We start from the raw sequence: 20060 nt of genomic DNA on the forward strand, positions 1-20060 counted from the left end.
TTCGTATTTTTCACATTACTCGATCAAAAATAAATAACTCATACGATTGCTACCAATATTCTATAGTTTAACACTTCCACACATCATCTTACTTTGAGCTATAATCGCGCAACAATGAGTACTCCATAAGAATTTTTACACAAGACGCGAAGACTACCTCTAGGAGAGAAAAGCCCACCCCGACACGAAGTGAATTGAAGATTCAAGTCCGGACATCATCCTGAAAAAGCAGGTCAAAGACTGAGAATGCCTCGGAAGACTTCAATAGACCTCGATATTGAAAAAGGCGAACGCCGCCAGATTACTGCGCTTTTTTATGACATGGCCGGGTCCACGACGCTGGTCAACAACATGGACCTGGAAGATTTTCGCGAGATCCAGCACGCGATTCATGCTGCGGCACACCGCGCCATTACGTCCCATGGCGGGCATCTGGACCTGTTGATGGGCGACGGTGGATCAGCCTATTTCGGATATCCGGTCCCGGACGAAGACGCCCCGCAGCGAGCCGTCGACGCAGGCCTGGCGATTCTGCAGGAATGCAAGCTCGTCCAAAAGGAACTGGACAACGACGTCCAGGTCAGGATCGGCATTGCAACAGGATCGGCAATTTCCGGTCAGGCCGGCAGTGGCGCCCTTGCTGAACGCGACGAGATAATCGGCATCGCCCCGACTTTGGCAGCCCGCATCCAGGGAGCAGCCAAGGTCGGGACTGTGGTTGTTTCCAATGCGACTTACAGGGCAACGCGCCGCCTCTATCACTACGAGAGCCTGGGTGCGATCGAACTGAAGGGTTTTCCTCAGCACCAGGCCCTTTGGCAACCGCTGAGCAGGCGAAATACCGGTGACCGCTTTGAGATGCTGCGCGATAGCGCCCAGCCTTTTCTTGCACGAAAAGCCGAGCTAGAGGTTGCGAGAGCTAAGTGGCGGGATGCCCGTGATGGCCGTGGCCAGGTCTTCTATGTTCACGGCGAGGCGGGGATAGGCAAGTCGCGCCTGTGTCACCAGATCATGGAAAAGGCACTCAAGGAAAGTGCGCACTTGCTCGAATTCCAGTGCGAACCCTCATTTCAGGACACACCCTACTACCCGATTGTCAAAAGCCTTAGAACCGAGATCAAAAGACGGGAACCGGGTTTCGATTTCCACACCCCCTCAGCCAAGGCTTTGAAGAAGATCCTGAAGCTTCCCGGGGTCCACCCCATCGGCATTTATGAGGCGCTCGCCTTTCTGCTTTCTCCGTTGCAACAATCACCCGCTACCGAGGAGTTCGAAGCGCCGAAAATAGCGGACTCAGCCGTTTCGCTGATGGTGGATGCGGTGATGGCGGTGGCTTGCGAGAAGCCGTGTGTCATCAAGCTGGAGGATCTGCACTGGGCGGACAGCCAGACTCTGGAATTTCTCGAGCAACTGCTCGACCGTGTCAGTTCGGCTCCGGTCCTTGTCGTTGTTTCCTCGCGGGAAGCACCTGGCAAGGATTGGCATAAAACGGCCAACTTTACCGCAGTCGCGCTTTCGCGCCTGAATGAAGACAGCATCCTCGAGCTGGTCCAGAACTTTGCAGGCGCAACGACGCTGCCGCCGAGACTGGCCAATGCAATTGCAACTCGCTGTGAAGGTGTTCCTCTTTTTGCGGAAGAACTCACTCGCTTTGTTCTTGATCGTGGAGCAGAAACCGACTTCGACGAAACCGCATGGGAGAAGCTTTTCGAGTCAGATGAGACAGCAAATCTCCAGGACTTGCTGGCCGCGCGCCTCGGAACCCTTGGCCCGGCAAAGTTCGTTGCCCAGGCCGCGAGCGTAATCGGCAGAAGCTTCAACATTCTCACCCTTGTTGCCCTTCTGGCCTCCACCGGCGCTCAAGCCTCGGCGGACGAAGCACTCGACCGCCTCGTTTCCGGCGGTTTCATCGAAGAACAATCAAGCGAACTGGAGACCTCCTACCGCTTCCGTCATTCACTTCTCCAACAGGCTGCCTATTCCGGATTGCTTCGCTCCAACAGGCGCACGCTCCACACCGCGCTTTATCATCTGGCAGTAGAAAACGGCAATCTCGGTCATCCGTTCACCAGTGCGGAGCTGGCCGGACATGCGGAAGAAGCGCAGCTGCCGCTGGAAGCCGTGCACCACTATATCGATGCAGCAAGAAAGGCTTCGATCCAGTCCGCCCTGAAAGAAGCCAAGGCACTTTTGAACCGCGCGCGGCAGTTGACCGATAAACTCAAGGACGAGGCAACTTCGACCGAACTGGAACTGGAAATCCTCAAATTGCTGGGTCCGGTCGTTGCAACCATGGACGGCACCGGATCGGAAGAAGCTTCCACTCTTTACAGCCGCGGCGTGGAGTTGCTGCACGAGGTTCCTTATGCCGACCGCGCAACGGGATTTCCGCTTTACTGGGGATATTGGTTCACGGCGGGCAACTTCAAGATTCAGAGAGAACGGGCCGAGCTGCTGCTGACCGATCTTGCCGGATCCAATAACAGGGAGGTCGAACTGCAGGCTCATCATTGCAGATGGGCGACCGCCTTCAACACCGGCAACCACAAGGACTGCCTCGACGCCATTTCCAAGGGACTGGAGCTTTACAGCGAAGAAGAAGCTCTCGAACATCGAACCAGATATGGCGGACATGATGCCCGCGTGTGCGGGCTCGGCGAAAAAGCCCTTTCTTCTTGGTTTATCGGTCAGACCGAAACCTCGGTGAAATACATGGAAGAAGCTGATGACTGGGCCCGCCATATCGATCATGTCGGAAGCAATTGTCACGCACTGGATATCGGGATCATGCTCTACCGCTACCGTGCCGATATTGATCAGGTGGCCAATCTGGCTCGCCGCATGCACACCATCGCCGGCGAATATGACCTCAAGTCACTGGAGGCAAAAAGCCTGATATTTGCGGGATGGGCCGATGGCATGGCCGGAGATCCCGCCCGCGGCAGAGCAAAACTCTCCCAAGGCCTGACAATCCAGCGGGAAATCGGCACTGAAGAAGATTTCCCCGTCTACCTTGAAATGGCGGGGGAGCTGGACGGACAGCTCGGCCAGTGGGAAGACGGCACAAGATTGCTTGCTTCCGCAATAGAGCGCGCCGAAGAAGCCGGGCACGCATTCTGGCTTGCGGAGCTCTATCGCCGTCGTGCGCGCCTCTACAACTCCATTGGACATCGGGAGATGGAAGTCTCGGCGGACTTGTCTCGGGCCGATGAAGTTGCGGCCCGGCAAAGTGCCAGCGTGCTTGTTCTAAGAGCCCTGACAGACAGGATAATCCTGCTTCCCGACAAGGTCACACCAGGTCTGATCGATCGGACAAGGGACATTCTTGAAGACCTGGAAGCAGGGCCGGAACAGGATCGTGCGAAAAGCCTTCTGTCCGGCATTCTGGGTTGACGGGCATGTTCGGACGGGAGCGCCATACCGGGTTGATGGCAGAACGTTCAAGGGAAGTGGGAAGACCAGCGGGCACTCGAAATGGAAGGCATATTGCGCTGTCCGCAAAGCACTCTCCCGAAGACCAAACCGAGTTCGACGATTTGCTGGACGATTGTATCAAGTACGAAAAAGATCAGACCTGAGCCAGGAGCAGACCAGCAAGCTTATTCCGCGCGACTGGCCGGGACAGCAACCGACTTGTCATCACGCGCTTTGTCCTTTTGATCCAGGATCCAGTCTCTGACCTTCGCGCAGTTCTCGTTGAGCGGTTTCTGTTTCGGGTTAATGACGTAATAAGCGTTACCCGTCCTGAAGGTGTGATCGGTTACTTTGCGCAAGCGATCGCTTCTCAGGAAACCGCCAACGAGGTGCCGCCACCCCAGGGCGATTGCGTCGCCATCCAGCGCCATCTGCAGCACTGCCACATATTCGTTTGCCCGCATTCCGCGAACTTTGTTTGCACCGCTGACGCCTGCCGATCTCAGCCAGTCGCGCCAGGTCGCCGCATATCGATACGGCTCGTCCAGATGTGCGAGATGGTGATCGAGCAATTGATGCGGATGCTCGGGCATGCCGTGGGTTTCAAGATAGGCCGGTGAAGCCACCGCGATCAGCTCTTCGACCGCGAACTGATCACAGTGGTATCCTGGCCAGTTCTTTGGCCGCCCACCCCGAATGCCAAGCGGAATGTCTTCAGCCGCAATATCCAGATCCCGGTCCGCTGTGTGAAGTCTCAGCTCCACATCCGGCAGGTCGGTGCGCATTTGCTGCAGCCGGGGCGCGATCCAGAGTGTTGCGAAGGCAGTCGAGACCGAGAGGGTGACGACATCGTCGGGCGGTTTCGTTCGAACCGCGCTTATGCCCTGTGCCAATTGATAAAGACTGCTGGTCACCTCGATATGCAGGCGGCTCCCGGCCGACGTCAAAGTGACGTCTCTGTGCCCCCGCTCGAACAAAGGCTGCCCGATTTCGTCCTCCAGTGTTTTGATCGAATAGGAGACGGCGGACTGGGTCATGCCCAGTTCCTGGCCTGCACGCGTGAACGACCCGAGCCGGCCGGCTGCCTCGAACGCGACCAGCCCACGAAAGGAAGGAAGAAGCTTGCGCAAGTTTGTCATGAAAAAATCTTATGCAAAGTATGACAATTTTCAAGCGTCACAAGGCTCCTCAAACGACTTAGCATCGATTTCAGTGCTACCAGTGGAGGGCGTGATGACCGAGACCCATGCAGCGCAGACTGAAGAGGGACCTGTCGAGACAAGAACCCAGACGCGATCGGGAGGACGTGCAGGGAGACGGGCCAAGCGGTCCACCGCGCCGACTTCCATCTCTCGTCCCTATATCGTTCGTAATCTTCCTCCCCATGACATACTTTCCGAAGAGAGCCTTGTTCGCATTGAAGACACGGCAGATGCGATCCTGGCCGAAATCGGCATCGAATTCCGTGATGACCCGGCTGCACTGGACCTTTGGAAAAAGGCCGGAGCGGAAGTGGACGGTGTTCTCGTCCGTTTTCCCAAGGGATTGATCCATGAGCTTTTGAAAACCGCGCCGGCGGAATTCACTCAGCATGCACGCAATCCGGCCAACAACGTGATCATCGGCGGGTCGAATGTCGTGTTTGCCCCTGCCTATGGCAGCCCCTTTGTGATGGACCTCGACGAAGGCCGGCGGTACGGCACCATCGAGGACTTCCGCAATTTCATCAAGCTCGCCCAATCCTCTCCCTGGCTGCACCATTCCGGCGGTACGATTTGCGAGCCGGTGGATGTCCCGGTCAACAAGCGGCACCTCGACATGGTTCAGGCGCATGTCACCTTGTCCGACCGTCCGTTCCTCGGGTCCGTGACTGCAGAGGAACGCGCGGAAGACTCCATCGACATGGCAAGGCTTGTTTTCGGCAAGGAATTTGTCGAACAGAACTGCGTCATCATGGGCAATGTGAACGTGAATTCCCCGCTGGTCTGGGACGGCACCATGACCAGGGTGTTGCGGGCTTATGCCCGGGCCAACCAGGGCTCTGTCCTGGTGCCGTTCATCCTGGGCGGCGCGATGGGGCCGGTGACCGTCGCAGGTGCGATTGCCCAGGCCCATGCCGAAACGCTGGCCGGATGTGCCCTCGCCCAACTTGAACGTCCGGGTGCTCCCGTCGTCTACGGCAACTTCCTGTCGTCCATGAGCCTGAGATCAGGCTCACCCACCTTCGGCACCCCGGAGCCCGCGTCCGGATCACTGGTTGTCGGTCAGCTGGCACGAAGGCGGAAGCTGCCGCTGAGATGTTCCGGCAATTTCACCACATCCAAGCTGCCGGACGCCCACGCCATGAACGAAGGCACGATGTCGATGCTGTCGGCAATCAACTGTGGTGCCAACTTCGTTCTTCACTCCGCTGGTTTCCTGGATGGACTGCTGTCGATGTCCTACGAGAAATTCATGATGGATGCCGACTTCTGCGGGTCTTTGCATACGTTTCTCGACGGTGTCTGTATCGACGACAATGCGCTTGCCCTCGATGCGTTCCGAGAAGTTGGCCCTGGCAACCATTTCTTCGGCTGCGACCACACAATGCGGAATTACGAGACCGCCTACTTCGACTCTGCCCTTGCGGACAACGATCCGTTCGAAAAGTGGCAGGAAGGCGGGTCGGTCGACGCCGCAACCCGGGCGAACACTGCCTGGAAGAGGACGCTTGCCGACTATCAGGCCCCTCCCCTTGATCCGGCGATCGAAGGCGCCTTGAACGATTTCGTCGCCCGCAAGAAAGCTGCATCCGAAGATCTCTGGTACTGAGGCCTGCCCATGAAAATCACAAACATTCGCGTGACCCACGTCAACGTTCCTTTCGACGCGCCCTTCTGGTGGACTGGCGGTCTTTATCCGGGCGCTTCCAAATCGATCATCGAAGTCGAAACCGACGAAGGCGTTGTCGGCCTGGGCGAAGCGCCCTGGTATCACTTCGGTGAAGTGATCAAGAGCGAGATTGCGCCGGCCCTTATCGGCGCCGACCCGCTCGACATCGCCGATTGTGAAAGCCGATGTGTTCCTCCCTGGCAGATAACCGCCAACACCGGTGAAGGAGCAGCCTCAGTCGCCTTCGGTGCGGTGGAGGTCGCGCTCTGGGACATCAGGGGCAAGGTGTTCGGACTGCCACTCTTCAAACTCCTTGGCGGAGCCGTACGCAAGCAGATCAAGTTTTCCGAGTACTTCTCCTTCCGGCCCGAGCACAACGGCGCCGGGGGTGAAATGACCGCTGAAGCCATTGTCGACTACTGCCAGAGAATGCAGGAAGAACACGGATCAACGATTTTCGAAGGCAAACTGATCCTGGGCGATCCGGAGCTCGAAATCAGAACCGTAAGGCTTCTACGCGAAAGGCTTGGCGAAAAAGCCCAGATCAAGCTTGATTCCAACATGCAGTATTCGCTCACGACAGCGCGCTGGCTTCTGCGGGAACTCGAGCCGTTCAATATCCGCAATTATGAAGATCCCGTCGCCACTTTTGAAGAAATGGCGGCACTCCGGCAGCACAGCATCATTCCGTTTTCCACCCATGTCCCTGACCTGAAACGCGCTGTCGCGCTTGGAGCGCCGGACAATTTCGTCTGCAATTTCGCGGCCCTGGGCGGCATCTCGAAAACACTGAAATTCATTGCGGCCTGCGAGGCTATGGGCAAGGGTTTCTGGTGTTACTCGAATGACCTTGGCATCATGACCGCTGCCTATCTCCATGTGTCGGCAGCGACACCGCTGATTACGGAAAGCTCTCAATCCCTGTTTCGCTGGCAGGTCGGCGACGTGATCAAGAATGGCCCCTTCCGGCAGACGAACGACGTGGTCACCGTTCCGGAAGGACCGGGGCTCGGGGTCGAACTCGACCCCGATGCCATAAGGCACTGGGCATCTGAGTTTGAGAAGAATGGCCCGATGAGCCATTTCCATGATCCGGCCAATCCGAAACATCACCGGACACTGCCGCTGAACTGACTTCAGTTTGAGCCGGGCATTTCGATCGAACCAAATGTGTGTGGGACCGCTCAGTCGATCTGGGCGGTCGCCTCAATTTCAATCAGCGCGTCGTCTTCGATCAAACCGGCAACGACGACAACGGACATGGCCGGGAAATGGCGCCCGAAAACCCGGCGATACGCGGCCCCGACATCCTTCTGGCGAGCAAGATACTCACGCTTGTCGGTAATGAACCAGGTCAGGCGAACAATATCAGTCACCGAACCACCCGCTTCCTCGACAATGGCAGCGATGTTCGCAAGCGTCTGTTCCATCTGCCCGACAAAGTCGTGAGTTTCGAACACCTGATCCTTGTTCCAGCCGATCTGACCACCGACATGCAGTGTCTGCCCCTTGGTCAACATGCCGTTGGCATAGCCTTTCGCGGGCGCCCAGCCTTCCGGTTGAATGGTTTTGCTCGTCATGGCTCCTGACTTTCCTTGTGTTGTTCCAGTCGCGCTTTGACCTCTTCAGGCCAGGGGGCCGATCTTCCTTCAGCCGATACGTGCACGAGTGTCAGCTCGGTCTCAAAACGCATTTCATATTCACAGCTGCCGGCAATGGTCAGTGCGCAGCTCGTCCGCCCGACCTTTGCAACGCCGAGTGACAGAACCAGCTGATCCCCGTGTCGGCTCGGTGTGGCGAAACGGGTTCTGATTTCCGCTGTCGGCACGGCCGCTTCCCGGTGGATCTCCTGAAACGGCCAGTTCAGGACCTGCGAAAAGAACGCCTCGACACAATCGTTCATCATCTCGAAATAGCGGGGATAGAAGACGATCCCCGCCGGATCGCAATGCTTGAACAAGACTGGCTGATCGAGGCGAAACATGAGATCAGACCCCGATATAGCTTGCAGCGACGTCGTCGTTGAGCTCGTCAAGCGTGCCGAACCAGACCGATTTGCCGCGTTCAAGGATCGTCGCCCGGTCACAAACGCCCTTCAGCTCGCTGAGTGATTTGTCGATCACCAGAATGGACAAGCCGGTTTCCGCCTTGAGACGCCGGATAACTGCCCAGATCTCCTGGCGGATGATCGGGGCAAGTCCTTCGGTCGCTTCATCCAGGATGAGCAGCTTCGGGTTGGTCATGAGCGCGCGCCCGATCGCCAGCATCTGCTGTTCGCCGCCTGACAGGGAATAGGCATGCTGGTCACGCCGCTCTCCCAGTCTGGGAAACAAGTCGATCACCCGCTCGAAAGTCCAGGAACCGCTTCTGGCCGCCGCAATCAGGTTTTCGTAGACTGTCAGCGTGCCGAAGCAGCGCCGGCCTTCCGGCACAAGTCCCAAACCGAGCCGGGCGGCACGGTGACTGGGCAGACGGGTCAGATCGTGACCATCGAATTCAATCCTGCCTTCCGCCTGCAGCATTCGGCAGATGCATTTGACGGTCGTGCTCTTTCCCATACCGTTGCGGCCAAGAAGCGCGAGGACCTCTCCTTCACTGATCTCAAGATCCACCCCGAAGAGCGCCTGGCTGGCACCGTAGGACGCCATGACATTTTCAAGTCGCAAAAGGCTCATGCATCCTCCCCGAGATAGGCTTCGCGCACCGCGGCGTCGGCCCGGATTTCTTCGACGGTTCCGGTTGCAATCACTTCCCCGTAGACAAGCACGCTGATCCGGTCGGCGAGTGCAAAGACCGCGTCCATGTCATGCTCGACCAGAAGAATGGGGGCTTCATGACGCAACTCGTCGAGGAAACCTGTCAGGCGCTTCGAGCCTTCCGAGCCCATACCCGCCATCGGCTCATCCATCACAAGCGCTTTTGGGCGGAGCGTCAGGGCCACGGCAACTTCCAGTTGACGGCGTTGACCATGGCTGAGCTCAGCCGTTCTCACACGCGCATGATCTTCCAGTCCGACCCGGACCAGAGCTTCTTCAGCCGTCGCACGCAGGTCCTGGTCCTTCAGTACATCTTTCCAGAAACGCCACGGATTACCGCTTGCGCCAAGAGCACCCAGCAGCGCGTTTTGCAGGACAGTATCTTCCATTGCCAGAGACGAGATCTGGAATGTCCGTCCCAATCCTGCCCGGGCGCGCGCACGGGCAGTCTGGTGTGTCACGTCCTGACCGAGCAGTTCAACACTCCCCGCATCAGGTTTCAGCGTGCCGCAGATCTGACCGATCAGCGTCGACTTGCCGGCACCGTTCGGACCGATGATCGCATGAATTTCACCAGGAAACAGATCGATCGAAATGTCGCGGCTGGCTCTCAGAGCACCGAAGCTCTTGCAGATGCCCTTGGTCCGCAGAACTGGATCAGTCATGCACAGCCTCCCGTCCCGAAAGCATTCCGATCAACCCACCACGTCCGAACAGGACAACGACCAGCAACAGAAGGCCAAGATAGATGTGCCAATAGTCGCTCAAGCCCCCAAGCCAATGCTCCAGAGCCACAAAGGCGAGTGCCCCGATCACCGGACCGAACAGACGTCCGACACCACCCAGAATGATGAAGATGATGATTTCACCGCTCAGTTGCCAGCTGAACATGGTCGGGCTGACAAACCGGTTAAGATCGGCAAACAGCGCACCGGCCAGTCCGGTGATGACGCCCGATATGACAAAGGCGATCAGCTTCAGTCGCATCGGATCAAGACCAACGGTTTCAACCCGCATCGGCGCCTGACGCGCAGCGTTAAGTGCCAACCCGAAGGGCGACCTGGAAAGCTTCCAGGCAAAAAGCAGCACAATGACCAGCAGCGCAAGGCAAAGCCCGTAGAACTGGATCGGCGCGAGCGTGTTGAGGCCGGGAAAACCGTTCCTGACATAGATCGACAGACCATCTTCACCGCCGTATTCAGCCCAGGAGATGGCGAAGAAGAAGAACATCTGACCGAAGGCCAGGGTGATCATGATGAAATAGACACCGGTGGTTCGCAGCGACAACGCGCCGATGATCAATGCCGCCAGGGCCGACAGGCAGACCGCCACCAGCCAGATCACCGGCATGGACTTCGTACCCTCGATCAGGAACGGCCATTCAGCCAACGCAGTATAGGTCTGAGCGTGATGCGCCAGTATTCCCATCGCATAGCCACCGATCCCGAAGAACACTGCATGGCCCAGACTGACGAGACCGCCGATACCGAGCGCAATATTGAGTCCGATGGCTGCAATCGCGAAGATAGCGGCACGGGTCATCAAGGTGATGGTGAAGGGCTCGTCTGCGTAAAGTGCCCATGCCGGTATCGCAACAAGGGCCAGTAGCGTCAGAGCATTTACATGAGTTTCCCTGATCATGCGCGCGCTCCAAACAGACCCGCCGGACGCAGAACCAGCACCGCTGCCATCAGGATGTAGATGGCCATTGAGGCCAGCGAAGATCCGATCGACGTCGCCGTTGATGGATCAAAGAAGAGTTTCAGCAGCTCGGGCAGAAAGATGCCGCCGAGCGTGTCGGTGAGCCCAACGAGAATGGCTCCGATCAAGGCACCCTTGATGGATCCGATACCGCCAATGACGATGACAACGAAAGCAAGAATGAGAACAGGCTCTCCCATGCCCACCTGCACCGACTGGATGGCACCGACAAGCGCGCCCGACAGGCCCGCCAGCGCTGCACCGAGGGCAAAGACGATCGTATAGAGCTTGGCGATGTCGATCCCGAGCGCCGCGATCATCTCGCGATCGTTTTCACCGGCGCGGATCTGGACACCGAGCCGGGTCTTGGAGATCAACAGATAAAGCCCCAAAGCAACCAGAAGACCGACCACGATCAGCGTGAGCCGGTAAAGCGGATACTCGATCCCGCCCGGCAGAGTGACCGGTCCGGACAGGAAGTCCGGAACATCGAGGAACAGCGGAAAGGAGCCGAAGATCCAGCGCGTTCCTTCCGAGAAGATCAGGATCAGCGCGAAGGTCGCCAGTACCTGATCCAGATGATCCTTGTCATACAGTCGCCGGATGACGACGAGTTCAACAAGGGCTCCGGCAATAGCGGCTCCTGCCAGCGCGGCAATCAGACCCAGAACGAAGGACCCGGTTGCGGCAGCAACGGCAGCGGCACAGAAGGCGCCGATCATGTAGAGCGAACCATGGGCAAGGTTGATCAGACCCATGACGCCGAAGATCAGTGTCAGACCGGCGGCCATCAGGAACAGCATGATGCCGAATTGCAGGCCGTTCAAGACCTGCTCAATGAGCAATATCAGAGACATTGATTTCCCGTTGAGAGCACCGGCGCGAGGAACCGCGCCGGTTTTCGGTCAAGACTTACATGTTGCAATCGGACCAGTACGCGTCGGCATGACTGGTCAGGGCCGTACCGATGATCTTGTTGGTATAAACGTCACCTTCCTTCACAACTTCACGAACGTAAATGTCCTGGATCGGATGATGGTTCGGACCGAACTTGAACTCACCTCGGGTCGATTGGAACTCGGCAGCTTCCAGTGCAGCGCGGAACGCATCCGCATCCTTGACGTCGGCTTTTTCCATCGCAGACAGAAGCAGGTTTGCGGTGTCAAAACCCTGAGAGGCATAAAGCGAAGGCAACCGGCCATATTCGGCCTGGAACGCTTCCACGAACGCCTTGTTGGCCGGGTTTTCGATGTCCTTGTTCCACTGGCTGGTGTTGATGATACCGAGCGCCGCGTCCCCGACTGCCTGCAGGATACCCTGGTCGAAGGAGAAGGCAGGGCCGACAACCGGAAGGTCGACACCGGAGTCCTTGTACTGCTTCAGGAAGGAAATCCCCATGCCGCCCGGCAGGAAGAAGAACACGCTGTCGGCGCCTGAGGCCCGGATCTGTGCGATTTCTGCCGCATAGTCCGTCTGTCCCAGCTTGGTGTAGATCTCACCGGCCAGATCACCCTTGTAGAAACGTTTGAACCCGGTCAGAGCATCCTTGCCCGCCGGATAGTTCGGCGCGAGGATGAAAGCATTCTTGTGACCTGCAAAATTCGTGTAGGCACCGGCAGCTTCATGAAGATTATCGTTCTGCCAGGCGACGTTGAAGTAATTCGGATGGCAGCCCTTGCCGGCCAGCACGGACGGGCCGGCATTCGGTGACAGATAGAACTTGCCCTGGGCAGTCGCAGCGGGAACAACCGCCATCGCCAGGTTTGACCAGATGATGCCAGTCAGCACATCCACCTTTTCGGACTGGATCATCTTGTCGGCCAGCTGAACGGCGATATCCGGCTTGCGCTGGTCGTCTTCGATGACGACTTCCAGGTCTTCATGTCCGGCCTGCTTGACGGCAAGCATGAAGCCGTCCCGTACATCGATCCCGAGACCGGCACCACCACCCGACAGGGTCGTGATCATGCCAACCTTCACCGGTTCGGCCATCGCGCCGGAAAGTCCGACCGCCAATGCGGCGGCTGCCGCCATTGTCACCAACTTCATAACTTGCTCCTATTGGTCTTTACGCCTGCAGTTCCCACTCGTTTTTTATTTCAGGCCAATGGCACTTGTATTAACAAGTTTCCAAAAGCATAGGGCAATCAATTGTTTATTGATCTCCTGCGTGCCCCTTTCCGCAGAAGTTGATGGTGTTATGTCTTAAGCGTCCGGCCGGAGACGGAAACGCTGGATCTTGCCTGTTTCGGTCTTCGGTAATGTATCGGCGAACACGATCGAACGCGGATATTTATACGGCGCGATCGTTGCTTTGACATGATCCTGAAGCGCTTTGCACAGCTCATCGGACGGTTCGGCATCTTCCGCCAGAACCACATGCGCCTGAACGATGGCTCCGCGCGCTTCGTCCGGCATGCCGATGACAGCGCATTCCAGCACGGCAGGATGGGCCAGAAGCGCAGCTTCGACTTCCGGACCGGCAATGTTGTATCCGGCGGAAATGATCATGTCGTCGTTGCGAGCGGCAAAATGGAGATGCCCGTCCTCGCTCATCGAGAAGCTGTCCCCAGTGATGTTCCAGCCGTCAACGACATATTGAAGCTGGCGGTCATCGGCCAGATAGCGGCACCCTGTGGGACCGCGCACCGCCAATTTGCCAACCTCACCGCCGGCAACCGGCTCGCCGTCCTGCCCAAGGATCTTTACCTCGTATCCGGTCACCGGTTTGCCGGTGCAGGCGGGCTTGTGGTCTTCGAACCTGTTTGAAACGAAAATGTGCAGCATCTCGGTTGCACCGATGCCGTCCAACATCGGTTTACCGGTCTTTTCCATCCACGCTTCGTAAACAGGAGCCGGCAGGGTCTCACCCGCTGAAACGGCGGCCCGAAGAGACGACAGGTCGGCCCCTTCTTCCATGGCACGCAACATCACCCTGTAAGCCGTTGGCGCGGTGAAGCAGACCGTGGCTTTGTATTTCTGGATGATGTCGATCATGTTCGGCGGCGATGCGTTTTCCAGCAACGTGGCGGCGGCTCCAAAACGCAGCGGAAAGATTGCCAGACCGCCAAGGCCGAAGGTGAAGGCAAGCGGCGGAGATCCGACAAAGATGTCGTCGGGAGCAACCCCGAGAACTTCCTTCGCATATCCATCTGCGATGATCAGCAGATCGCGGTGAAAATGCATGGTCGCCTTCGGTGTCCCGGTCGATCCGGACGTAAAGCCGAGCAGCGCCACATCGTCCCGCCCGGTCGGCACAGCGTCATAGAGAACCGGCTTTTCCAGTGCCAGACGGTCGAGTTCGGCATCATGATTGGAGGTCCCGTCAAACCCGACAACCTTTTTCAGGAAAGACGATCCCTTTGCGCAGCTCACCAGTTCCGTCATCAGACGCGTGTCACACAGGGCAAATTCAATTTCCGCCTTGTCGACGATCTTGGCCAGTTCACCTGCGCGCAGCATCGGCATCGTATTGACGACGACCGCACCGGCCTTCGTTGCCGCCAGCCAGCAGGCGACCATGGCCGGATTGTTCGCAGAGCGGATCAACACCCGGTTACCCGGCTTGACGCCCAGATCTTCGGTCAGAGCGTGAGCCAGACGGTTGGTCCAGTCTGCGAGCTCCTTGTAGGTACGACGTCTGCCGTTGCCGATCAGGGCGGTGTGATCACCAAAGCCTTGCTCGACCATCCTGTCGGTAAGCTCGACACCTGCGTTGAGGCGCTCGGGATATTCAAAACCTTTGAGCAGAAACTCTGGCCATTGATCTTCAGGCGGCAGATTGTCCCGCGTGAAGGTATCGGTATGAGCGGAAGGACCAAGCATGGTTCAGTCTCCCTGGAAGGCGCCAAGTGTCTGGCGCGCAATTATGATTTTCTGAACGTCCGATGCACCTTCATAGATGCGCAGGGCTCGGATCTCACGATAGAGTTTTTCAACCGCCGTGCCGGACCGGACGCCGTCGCCGCCGTGAAGCTGGACCGCCTTGTCGATCACCTGCTGCGCCTGGTCGGTGGCAAACAGCTTGGCCATGGCAGCTTCGCGCGTCACGCGAGGCGCACCGCTATCCTTTGTCCAGGCAGCCCGGTAGATCAACAATGCCGCGGCATCGACATCCATCGCCATGTCGGCAATGTGCCCCTGGACCAATTGTAGATCGAAAAGCGGCGCTCCTTGAATCTCGCGTACCGTCACACGCTGCAGCGCTTCATCCAACGCCCGCCGGGCAAAGCCGAGAGCTGCTGCGGCGACCGTCGAGCGGAAGATATCCAGAACGGACATGGCAACCTTGAAGCCGCTGCCCGGTGAACCGATGAGGTTTTCCTTCGGCACACGGCAATCGGTAAAGCGTAGTGTTGCCAAGGGATGCGGTGCAATCGTCTCCAGCCGCTCCACCACTTCAAACCCGGTCAGATCCGGCGTCACGATGAACGCGGAAAGACCCTTGGCGCCGGGAGCCTCACCCGTGCGGGCAAACAGCGTATAGAGATCGGCGATACCGCCATTGGATATCCAGGTCTTCTCGCCGTTCAGAACGTAGTCGTCGCCATCTTCGGTAGCGGTCATTGTCGAGTTGGCCACATCCGAACCGGACTGCGGTTCCGTCAGCGCAAAGGCTGATACCGCTGATCCCGAACGCGTACGAGGCAGCCATTCGGACTTCTGCGCGTCTGTCCCGAACAGGGAAATCGCCCCGGTTCCAAGGCCCTGCATGGCAAAGGAAAAGTCAGCCAACCCGTCGTGGCGGGCCAGCGTTTCTCGGATCAGGCACAGGCTTCTGACATCGAGGTTTCCATCCGGATTGCCCGAATGCCGCAGAAACCCTGCGGATCCAAGATCCTTGACCAGTTTTAGGCACGCGGCATCGGTATCCCCATGGTCCACATGCGCGAGATTGGATTTCGCCCAGCTCTCAAGCTCAGCCGCCAGATCTCTGTGCCGGTCTTCGAAAAACGGCCACTGAAGGAAGGTTTTGTCCGCCATCAGTCGCCCTCGAACACCGGTTTTTCCTTGGCGACAAAAGCTTCATAGGCCCGGCGGAAGTCATTCCCCTGCATGCAGATAGCCTGCGCCTGCGCTTCGGCTTCAATGGCCTGTTCCAGGCTCATCGACCATTCCTGTGCCAGCATGGTCTTCGTCATGGAGTTGGCGAATGTAGGTCCTGCAACGATCCGGTTCGCCATCTGCATGGCAGCACCGTCCAACTCATCGGCGTCAACGATAGAGTTGAAGAACCCCCAGGAGTAACCTTCTTCGGCTTTCATGGACCGACCGAGATAGAGCAATTCCGCAGCACGTCCCTGACCGATAATCCGAGGCAGGATCGCACAGGCTCCCATGTCGCATCCGGCCAGCCCGACCCGGTTGAACAGGAAGGCAACCTTTGCATCCTGCGTGGCGATCCGAAGATCCGACGCCATCGCCATTATTGCGCCGGCACCTGCGCAAATACCGTCAACGGCGGAAATGATCGGCTTGCCGCACCCCAGCATGGCCTTGACCAGATCACCGGTCATGCGGGTGAACGCGAGCAACTCCTTCATGTTCATGCGCGTCAGCGGGCCAATGATGTCATGCACATCCCCACCGGAGCTGAAGTTGCCGCCGTTCGGCAGTATCACAACCGCATGAACGTCGTCAGAGTAATGAAGGTCCCGAAACCAGTCACGCAGCTCTGCGTAGCTTTCAAAGGTAAGCGGATTCTTCCGCTCCGGCCTGTCCAGAGCAATCCGGGCAATCCCGTCTGCAATGTCACAGCGAAAATGTGAAACGTCACTGCGCATGATCGCTTTCCTTATCTGAATGATGGCTCAGGACCACGTCGAGCGCCGCTGAAACGGCGTCGATATCCTCAACTGCCCAACCGTCCAGCAGCTTGTTGATCCAGTCTTCGTGATGATGGGCCAGCTCTTCAAAGGCCTGCAACCCTTTCGGCGTCAACTGTGCGAGCTGCGCCCGCTTGTCACCCGGCACCGCAACACGCAGGGCAAGTCCTTCTTCCGTCAGCTTGTCGACAATGCCGGTCACGTTGCCGTTCGACACCTTCAGGAAATTCGACAGGTCGCTCATCTTGAGACCATCGGGAAATCGGGCCAACGCCGACATGACATCAAAGCGCGGCAATGTGGTTCCATGCTGGTCACGCAGGTTCCGGCGAATCTCCGCTTCAATCCCGTTCGCGGCCTTCAAGAGCTTCAGCCAGATGCGCAAGCGTGCCTTGGAAAGGGGCTCCTGCCTTGATGTCGTTTCAAGCGTCAAAGCTCACCTCCCGAAAGGCTCAATGCCTGACCGTTGATGGAAGTTGCACCTTCCGAGCAAAGCCAAAGCGCGGTCTCGGCAACTTCGGAAGGTTGAATGAACCTGCCCTGCGGGTTGTCTGCCCTAAGAGTGCTGGCGGCTTCTTCCCGGCTCATGCCGGTCTTTGCAACAATGTTGTCGATCGACCGCTCCAGCATCGGCGTCTCGACGAACCCGGGACAGATCGCGTTGACGGTGATGCCGGTTCTCGCCAACTCCTTTCCAAGCGCCCGCGTCAATCCGACGACTGCGTGTTTGGCGGCACAATAGGCACTGACATAAGGATAGCCCCTGAGACCGGCGGTCGAGGCAACGGCGATCATCCGCCCCCAACCACTCCCCTTCATATCCGGCAAGGCGGCCTGCCACACATTGGAGACGCCAATCAGATTGACCGCCAGCATCGACTGCAGCACCTCGGCGTTCATTTTGGCAAAGGGAACGCTTTCAGCCGCTCCGGCATTGGCGACAACCACATCAATTGGCCCCTGCTCCGCACGTGCGGCATCGCAAGCCGCGGCGACAGCCTCTGGATCGGTAACGTCACACAGCTGGTAGGGAAGTGATTGCGCCGCCAGCTTTTCTTTCGTGCGACCGAAAATCGTGACTTTCGCCCCCGAGTTCGCAAAGGCCCGAGCGCAGGCAGCGCCGACGCCGCTACCGCCACCTGTAACAAGAATATGCCGGCCCTTTACAGTCATGCCCGCAGCATCTCCGCTTCCCGGTCCGCAAGCCGCCACGTCTGATCGCGTCCTGCCAGATACGGCATCGGCCAGTCAGTGGCATTCCGATCACCGATCTTGCTGGCCTCATGCAACGTCCAGTAGGGATCTGCCAGATGCGGTCGGCCAACGGCCACGAGATCGGCGCGCCCGGCCATCAGAATGGAGTTGGCATGGTCAGCTTCATAGATATTTCCAACCGCCATGGTCGTCAGTCCACCGTCATTGCGGATGCGATCAGAGAACGGCGTCTGGAACATACGACCATAGACGGGTTGCGCGTCAACAGAGGTCTGCCCGGCCGAAACGTCGATCAGATCGACCCCGGCCTCATTGAACATCCTGGCGATTTCAACAGCGTCATCCGGCGTGATACCGGCTTCGCCGACCCAGTCATTGGCAGAGATGCGCACCGACATCGGCTTGTGTTCCGGCCAGACGTCCCGCATTGCCCGAAAGACTTCCAAGGGCCAGCGCATCCGGTTTTCAAGCGAACCGCCATACTCGTCCGTACGCACATTGGAGACCGGTGAAATGAAGGATGACAGCAGATATCCATGCGCCGCGTGCAGCTCGATCATGTCAAAGCCGGCCCGGTCGGCCATTTCGGCAGCAGATACGAACTGAGCTTTGATTTCAGCCATTTCATCAAGGGTGATTTCGCGCGGTACAGCATTGTTCTCAGACCACGGGATCGCCGACGCGGACACGAGCTCCCAGTTGCCGTCTGCCAGAGGTTCGTCCATGCCTTCCCAGCCGATATTAGTCGATCCCTTACGGCCCGAATGGCCGATCTGGCAGCAGATCTTGGCATCGGTCTCGGAATGCACGAAATCCGTCAACCGCTTCCAGGCGGCTTCATGTTCCGGAGCGTAGAGACCGGGACAACCCGGTGTGATCCGCCCTTCGGCACTGACACAGGTCATCTCGACAAAGACCAACCCGGCTCCGCCCTTGGCGCGCTCGCTGTAGTGAACGAAATGCCAGTCGGTCGGCGCTCCGTCGACTGCCTTGTACTGAGCCATCGGCGACACGACCATCCGGTTCTTGAGCTCCATATCCCGCAGCTTGAAGGGCGTGAACATGGGCGCACGCACGGGAGCATCCGACGGGACGCCCGCCTGGCCCATGAACCAGCGTTCCGCCGATTCCAGCCATTTAGGATCACGCAGGCGCAGGTTCTCGTGACTGATCCGCTGAGAACGCGTGAGCATGGAATAGTTGAGCTGCACCGGATCGAGATGCAGGTAACGCTCGACGTGCTCGAACCATTCCAGCGAGTTCCGCGCGGCTGACTGCAGGCGCAGGACTTCCAGCCGGCGATCCTGCTCGTATTTGTCGAAGGCAGACTGCATGTCCGGCTCGCTGTGCAACAGATCGGCCAGCGCAATTGCCGATTCAAAGGCAAGCTTGGACCCGGAACCAATGGAAAAATGCGCTGTCGCTGCCGCATCACCCAGGAGAACCACATTTTCGTGGCTCCACTTTTCACAAAGCACCCGGGGGAACCTGATCCAGGCGGACCCGCGAACGTGGTTCGCGTTGGTCATAAGGGCATGACCGCCCAGATGATCCTTGAAGATCTCCTCACAGGTCCTAATGCTTTCCTGCTGGCTCATCTGACCGAAGCCGAAGGCATCGAATGTGTCTTGAGCGCACTCGACAATGAAGGTCGCCGTATCATCGTCGAACTGGTAGGCATGCGCCCAGACCCAGCCGTGCTCGGTTTCCTCAAAGATGAAAGTGAAGGCATCAGAGAACTTCTGGTGCGTTCCCAGCCAGACGAATTGGCACAGCCGCTGGTCGATGTCGGGCTTGAACGTATCGGCGTAAAGCGTCCGCGTCTTGGAATTCAGGCCGTCGCTGGCCACCACAAGGTCATAGTCCTGGCGATAGTCTTCAGCGCTCTCGACCTCGGTCTCGAACTTCAGATTGACGCCGAGTTCACGCGCTCGCTCCTGCAACAGGAGCAGCAGCTTCATCCGGCCGATGCCGCAGAACCCGTGCCCGGAGGAGACGAGACGCTCTCCCTTGAAGTGGAGCGCGATATCATCCCAGTAAGCGAAGTTTTCGCCGATGGCTTTGGCGCTGACCGGGTCGTTCGCCGCGAGGTTCTCCAAAGACTCGTCGGAGAGCACCACGCCCCAGCCGAACGTGTCGTCAGGGCGATTGCGCTCGATCACGTCGATCTCGTGAGACGGATCGCGCAGCTTCATGGAAATGGCAAAATATAGCCCGGCAGGCCCACCGCCCAAGCAAGCAATCCGCATGGTTTCCTCCCGTTGCTGCGAACAGGAAT

17 protein-coding genes are annotated in these 20060 nt (G+C 58.1%); 3 read left to right on the forward strand and 14 right to left on the reverse strand.

Annotated features, from left to right (window positions below; translation table 11 throughout):
- The first annotated feature begins 246 nt into the window (after window positions 1–246).
- Window positions 247–3393: an ATP-binding protein gene (locus tag ABLQ08_RS09900; RefSeq protein WP_352941284.1), complete on the forward strand. Its 3147-nt coding sequence runs from the start codon at window positions 247–249 to the stop codon at window positions 3391–3393.
- A 206-nt stretch (window positions 3394–3599) separates the two neighbouring features.
- Here ABLQ08_RS09900 and ABLQ08_RS09905 read toward each other — a convergent pair whose 3' ends face one another.
- Window positions 3600–4553: a LysR substrate-binding domain-containing protein gene (locus ABLQ08_RS09905; protein ID WP_352941287.1), complete on the reverse strand. Its 954-nt coding sequence runs from the start codon at window positions 4551–4553 to the stop codon at window positions 3600–3602.
- A 94-nt stretch (window positions 4554–4647) separates the two neighbouring features.
- Here ABLQ08_RS09905 and ABLQ08_RS09910 point away from each other — a divergent pair, with 94 nt between their 5' ends.
- Window positions 4648–6225, forward strand: coding sequence for a trimethylamine methyltransferase family protein (locus ABLQ08_RS09910; protein WP_352941289.1), 1578 nt, complete (start codon window positions 4648–4650; stop codon window positions 6223–6225).
- Window positions 6226–6234: 9 nt separating this feature from the next.
- On the forward strand, window positions 6235–7419 hold the full coding sequence (locus ABLQ08_RS09915; protein WP_352941291.1) for a mandelate racemase/muconate lactonizing enzyme family protein: 1185 nt from the start codon (window positions 6235–6237) through the stop codon (window positions 7417–7419).
- 50 nt (window positions 7420–7469) lie between these two features.
- Here the strand turns inward: ABLQ08_RS09915 and ABLQ08_RS09920 are convergent, their stop codons facing one another.
- The 13 genes from ABLQ08_RS09920 to ABLQ08_RS09980 form a co-directional block, all read right to left on the reverse strand.
- Window positions 7470–7865, reverse strand: a complete 396-nt coding sequence (locus tag ABLQ08_RS09920; RefSeq protein WP_352941293.1) for a RidA family protein — start codon at window positions 7863–7865, stop codon at window positions 7470–7472.
- Window positions 7862–8269: an acyl-CoA thioesterase gene (locus ABLQ08_RS09925; protein WP_352941295.1), complete on the reverse strand. Its 408-nt coding sequence runs from the start codon at window positions 8267–8269 to the stop codon at window positions 7862–7864. The genes ABLQ08_RS09920 and ABLQ08_RS09925 overlap by 4 nt, the downstream gene beginning before the upstream one ends.
- A gap of 4 nt (window positions 8270–8273) precedes the next feature.
- Window positions 8274–8960 carry an ABC transporter ATP-binding protein gene (locus ABLQ08_RS09930; protein ID WP_352941297.1) on the reverse strand — a complete coding sequence of 229 codons (687 nt, stop codon included), beginning with the start codon at window positions 8958–8960 and terminating at the stop codon, window positions 8274–8276.
- A complete protein-coding gene (locus tag ABLQ08_RS09935) occupies window positions 8957–9706 on the reverse strand; it encodes an ABC transporter ATP-binding protein (protein ID WP_352941299.1) in 750 nt (249 codons plus the stop codon). Before ABLQ08_RS09935 ends, ABLQ08_RS09930 begins: the two co-directional genes overlap by 4 nt.
- The gene (locus tag ABLQ08_RS09940; protein WP_352941301.1) at window positions 9699–10682 is read right to left on the reverse strand and encodes a branched-chain amino acid ABC transporter permease; all 984 of its coding nucleotides are present in this window, start codon (window positions 10680–10682) and stop codon (window positions 9699–9701) included. Before ABLQ08_RS09940 ends, ABLQ08_RS09935 begins: the two co-directional genes overlap by 8 nt.
- Window positions 10679–11599 carry a branched-chain amino acid ABC transporter permease gene (locus tag ABLQ08_RS09945; RefSeq protein WP_352941303.1) on the reverse strand — a complete coding sequence of 307 codons (921 nt, stop codon included), beginning with the start codon at window positions 11597–11599 and terminating at the stop codon, window positions 10679–10681. Before ABLQ08_RS09945 ends, ABLQ08_RS09940 begins: the two co-directional genes overlap by 4 nt.
- Before the next feature lie 55 nt (window positions 11600–11654).
- Entirely contained in the window at window positions 11655–12791 is a 1137-nt protein-coding gene (locus ABLQ08_RS09950) for an ABC transporter substrate-binding protein (RefSeq protein WP_352941306.1), read from the reverse strand.
- Between the two features lie 156 nt (window positions 12792–12947).
- Entirely contained in the window at window positions 12948–14567 is a 1620-nt protein-coding gene (locus ABLQ08_RS09955; RefSeq protein WP_352941308.1) for an AMP-binding protein, read from the reverse strand.
- A 3-nt stretch (window positions 14568–14570) separates the two neighbouring features.
- Window positions 14571–15725: an acyl-CoA dehydrogenase family protein gene (locus tag ABLQ08_RS09960; protein WP_352941310.1), complete on the reverse strand. Its 1155-nt coding sequence runs from the start codon at window positions 15723–15725 to the stop codon at window positions 14571–14573.
- Complete coding sequence (locus tag ABLQ08_RS09965; protein WP_352941312.1) at window positions 15725–16525, reverse strand: enoyl-CoA hydratase family protein; 801 nt, start codon at window positions 16523–16525, stop codon at window positions 15725–15727. Before ABLQ08_RS09965 ends, ABLQ08_RS09960 begins: the two co-directional genes overlap by 1 nt.
- Complete coding sequence (locus tag ABLQ08_RS09970; RefSeq protein WP_352941314.1) at window positions 16515–17000, reverse strand: MarR family winged helix-turn-helix transcriptional regulator; 486 nt, start codon at window positions 16998–17000, stop codon at window positions 16515–16517. Before ABLQ08_RS09970 ends, ABLQ08_RS09965 begins: the two co-directional genes overlap by 11 nt.
- A complete protein-coding gene (locus ABLQ08_RS09975; RefSeq protein WP_352941317.1) occupies window positions 16997–17740 on the reverse strand; it encodes an SDR family NAD(P)-dependent oxidoreductase in 744 nt (247 codons plus the stop codon). Before ABLQ08_RS09975 ends, ABLQ08_RS09970 begins: the two co-directional genes overlap by 4 nt.
- Window positions 17737–20031, reverse strand: a complete 2295-nt coding sequence (locus tag ABLQ08_RS09980; protein WP_352941319.1) for a bifunctional salicylyl-CoA 5-hydroxylase/oxidoreductase — start codon at window positions 20029–20031, stop codon at window positions 17737–17739. Before ABLQ08_RS09980 ends, ABLQ08_RS09975 begins: the two co-directional genes overlap by 4 nt.
- Window positions 20032–20060: the final 29 nt, after the last annotated feature.

Origin of the sequence: Roseibium sp. SCP14 (genome assembly GCF_040329475.1) — a bacterium.
Lineage (GTDB): Bacteria > Pseudomonadota > Alphaproteobacteria > Rhizobiales > Stappiaceae > Roseibium.

Bases quoted from the DNA above. Each gene is read 5' to 3' on its own strand.
- ABLQ08_RS09925 (WP_352941295.1), bottom strand. From the start codon at position 8,269: ATGTTTCGCCTCGATCAGCCAGTCTTGTTCAAGCATTGCGATCCGGCG.
- ABLQ08_RS09950 (WP_352941306.1), bottom strand. From the start codon at position 12,791: ATGAAGTTGGTGACAATGGCGGCAGCCGCCGCATTGGCGGTCGGACTT.
- ABLQ08_RS09965 (WP_352941312.1), bottom strand. From the start codon at position 16,525: ATGCGCAGTGACGTTTCACATTTTCGCTGTGACATTGCAGACGGGATT.
- ABLQ08_RS09935 (WP_352941299.1), bottom strand. From the start codon at position 9,706: ATGACTGATCCAGTTCTGCGGACCAAGGGCATCTGCAAGAGCTTCGGT.
- ABLQ08_RS09915 (WP_352941291.1), top strand. From the start codon at position 6,235: ATGAAAATCACAAACATTCGCGTGACCCACGTCAACGTTCCTTTCGAC.
- ABLQ08_RS09940 (WP_352941301.1), bottom strand. From the start codon at position 10,682: ATGATCAGGGAAACTCATGTAAATGCTCTGACGCTACTGGCCCTTGTT.
- ABLQ08_RS09960 (WP_352941310.1), bottom strand. From the start codon at position 15,725: ATGGCGGACAAAACCTTCCTTCAGTGGCCGTTTTTCGAAGACCGGCAC.
- ABLQ08_RS09900 (WP_352941284.1), top strand. From the start codon at position 247: ATGCCTCGGAAGACTTCAATAGACCTCGATATTGAAAAAGGCGAACGC.
- ABLQ08_RS09945 (WP_352941303.1), bottom strand. From the start codon at position 11,599: ATGTCTCTGATATTGCTCATTGAGCAGGTCTTGAACGGCCTGCAATTC.
- ABLQ08_RS09980 (WP_352941319.1), bottom strand. From the start codon at position 20,031: ATGCGGATTGCTTGCTTGGGCGGTGGGCCTGCCGGGCTATATTTTGCC.
- ABLQ08_RS09975 (WP_352941317.1), bottom strand. From the start codon at position 17,740: ATGACTGTAAAGGGCCGGCATATTCTTGTTACAGGTGGCGGTAGCGGC.
- ABLQ08_RS09930 (WP_352941297.1), bottom strand. From the start codon at position 8,960: ATGAGCCTTTTGCGACTTGAAAATGTCATGGCGTCCTACGGTGCCAGC.
- ABLQ08_RS09905 (WP_352941287.1), bottom strand. From the start codon at position 4,553: ATGACAAACTTGCGCAAGCTTCTTCCTTCCTTTCGTGGGCTGGTCGCG.
- ABLQ08_RS09910 (WP_352941289.1), top strand. From the start codon at position 4,648: ATGACCGAGACCCATGCAGCGCAGACTGAAGAGGGACCTGTCGAGACA.
- ABLQ08_RS09920 (WP_352941293.1), bottom strand. From the start codon at position 7,865: ATGACGAGCAAAACCATTCAACCGGAAGGCTGGGCGCCCGCGAAAGGC.
- ABLQ08_RS09955 (WP_352941308.1), bottom strand. From the start codon at position 14,567: ATGCTTGGTCCTTCCGCTCATACCGATACCTTCACGCGGGACAATCTG.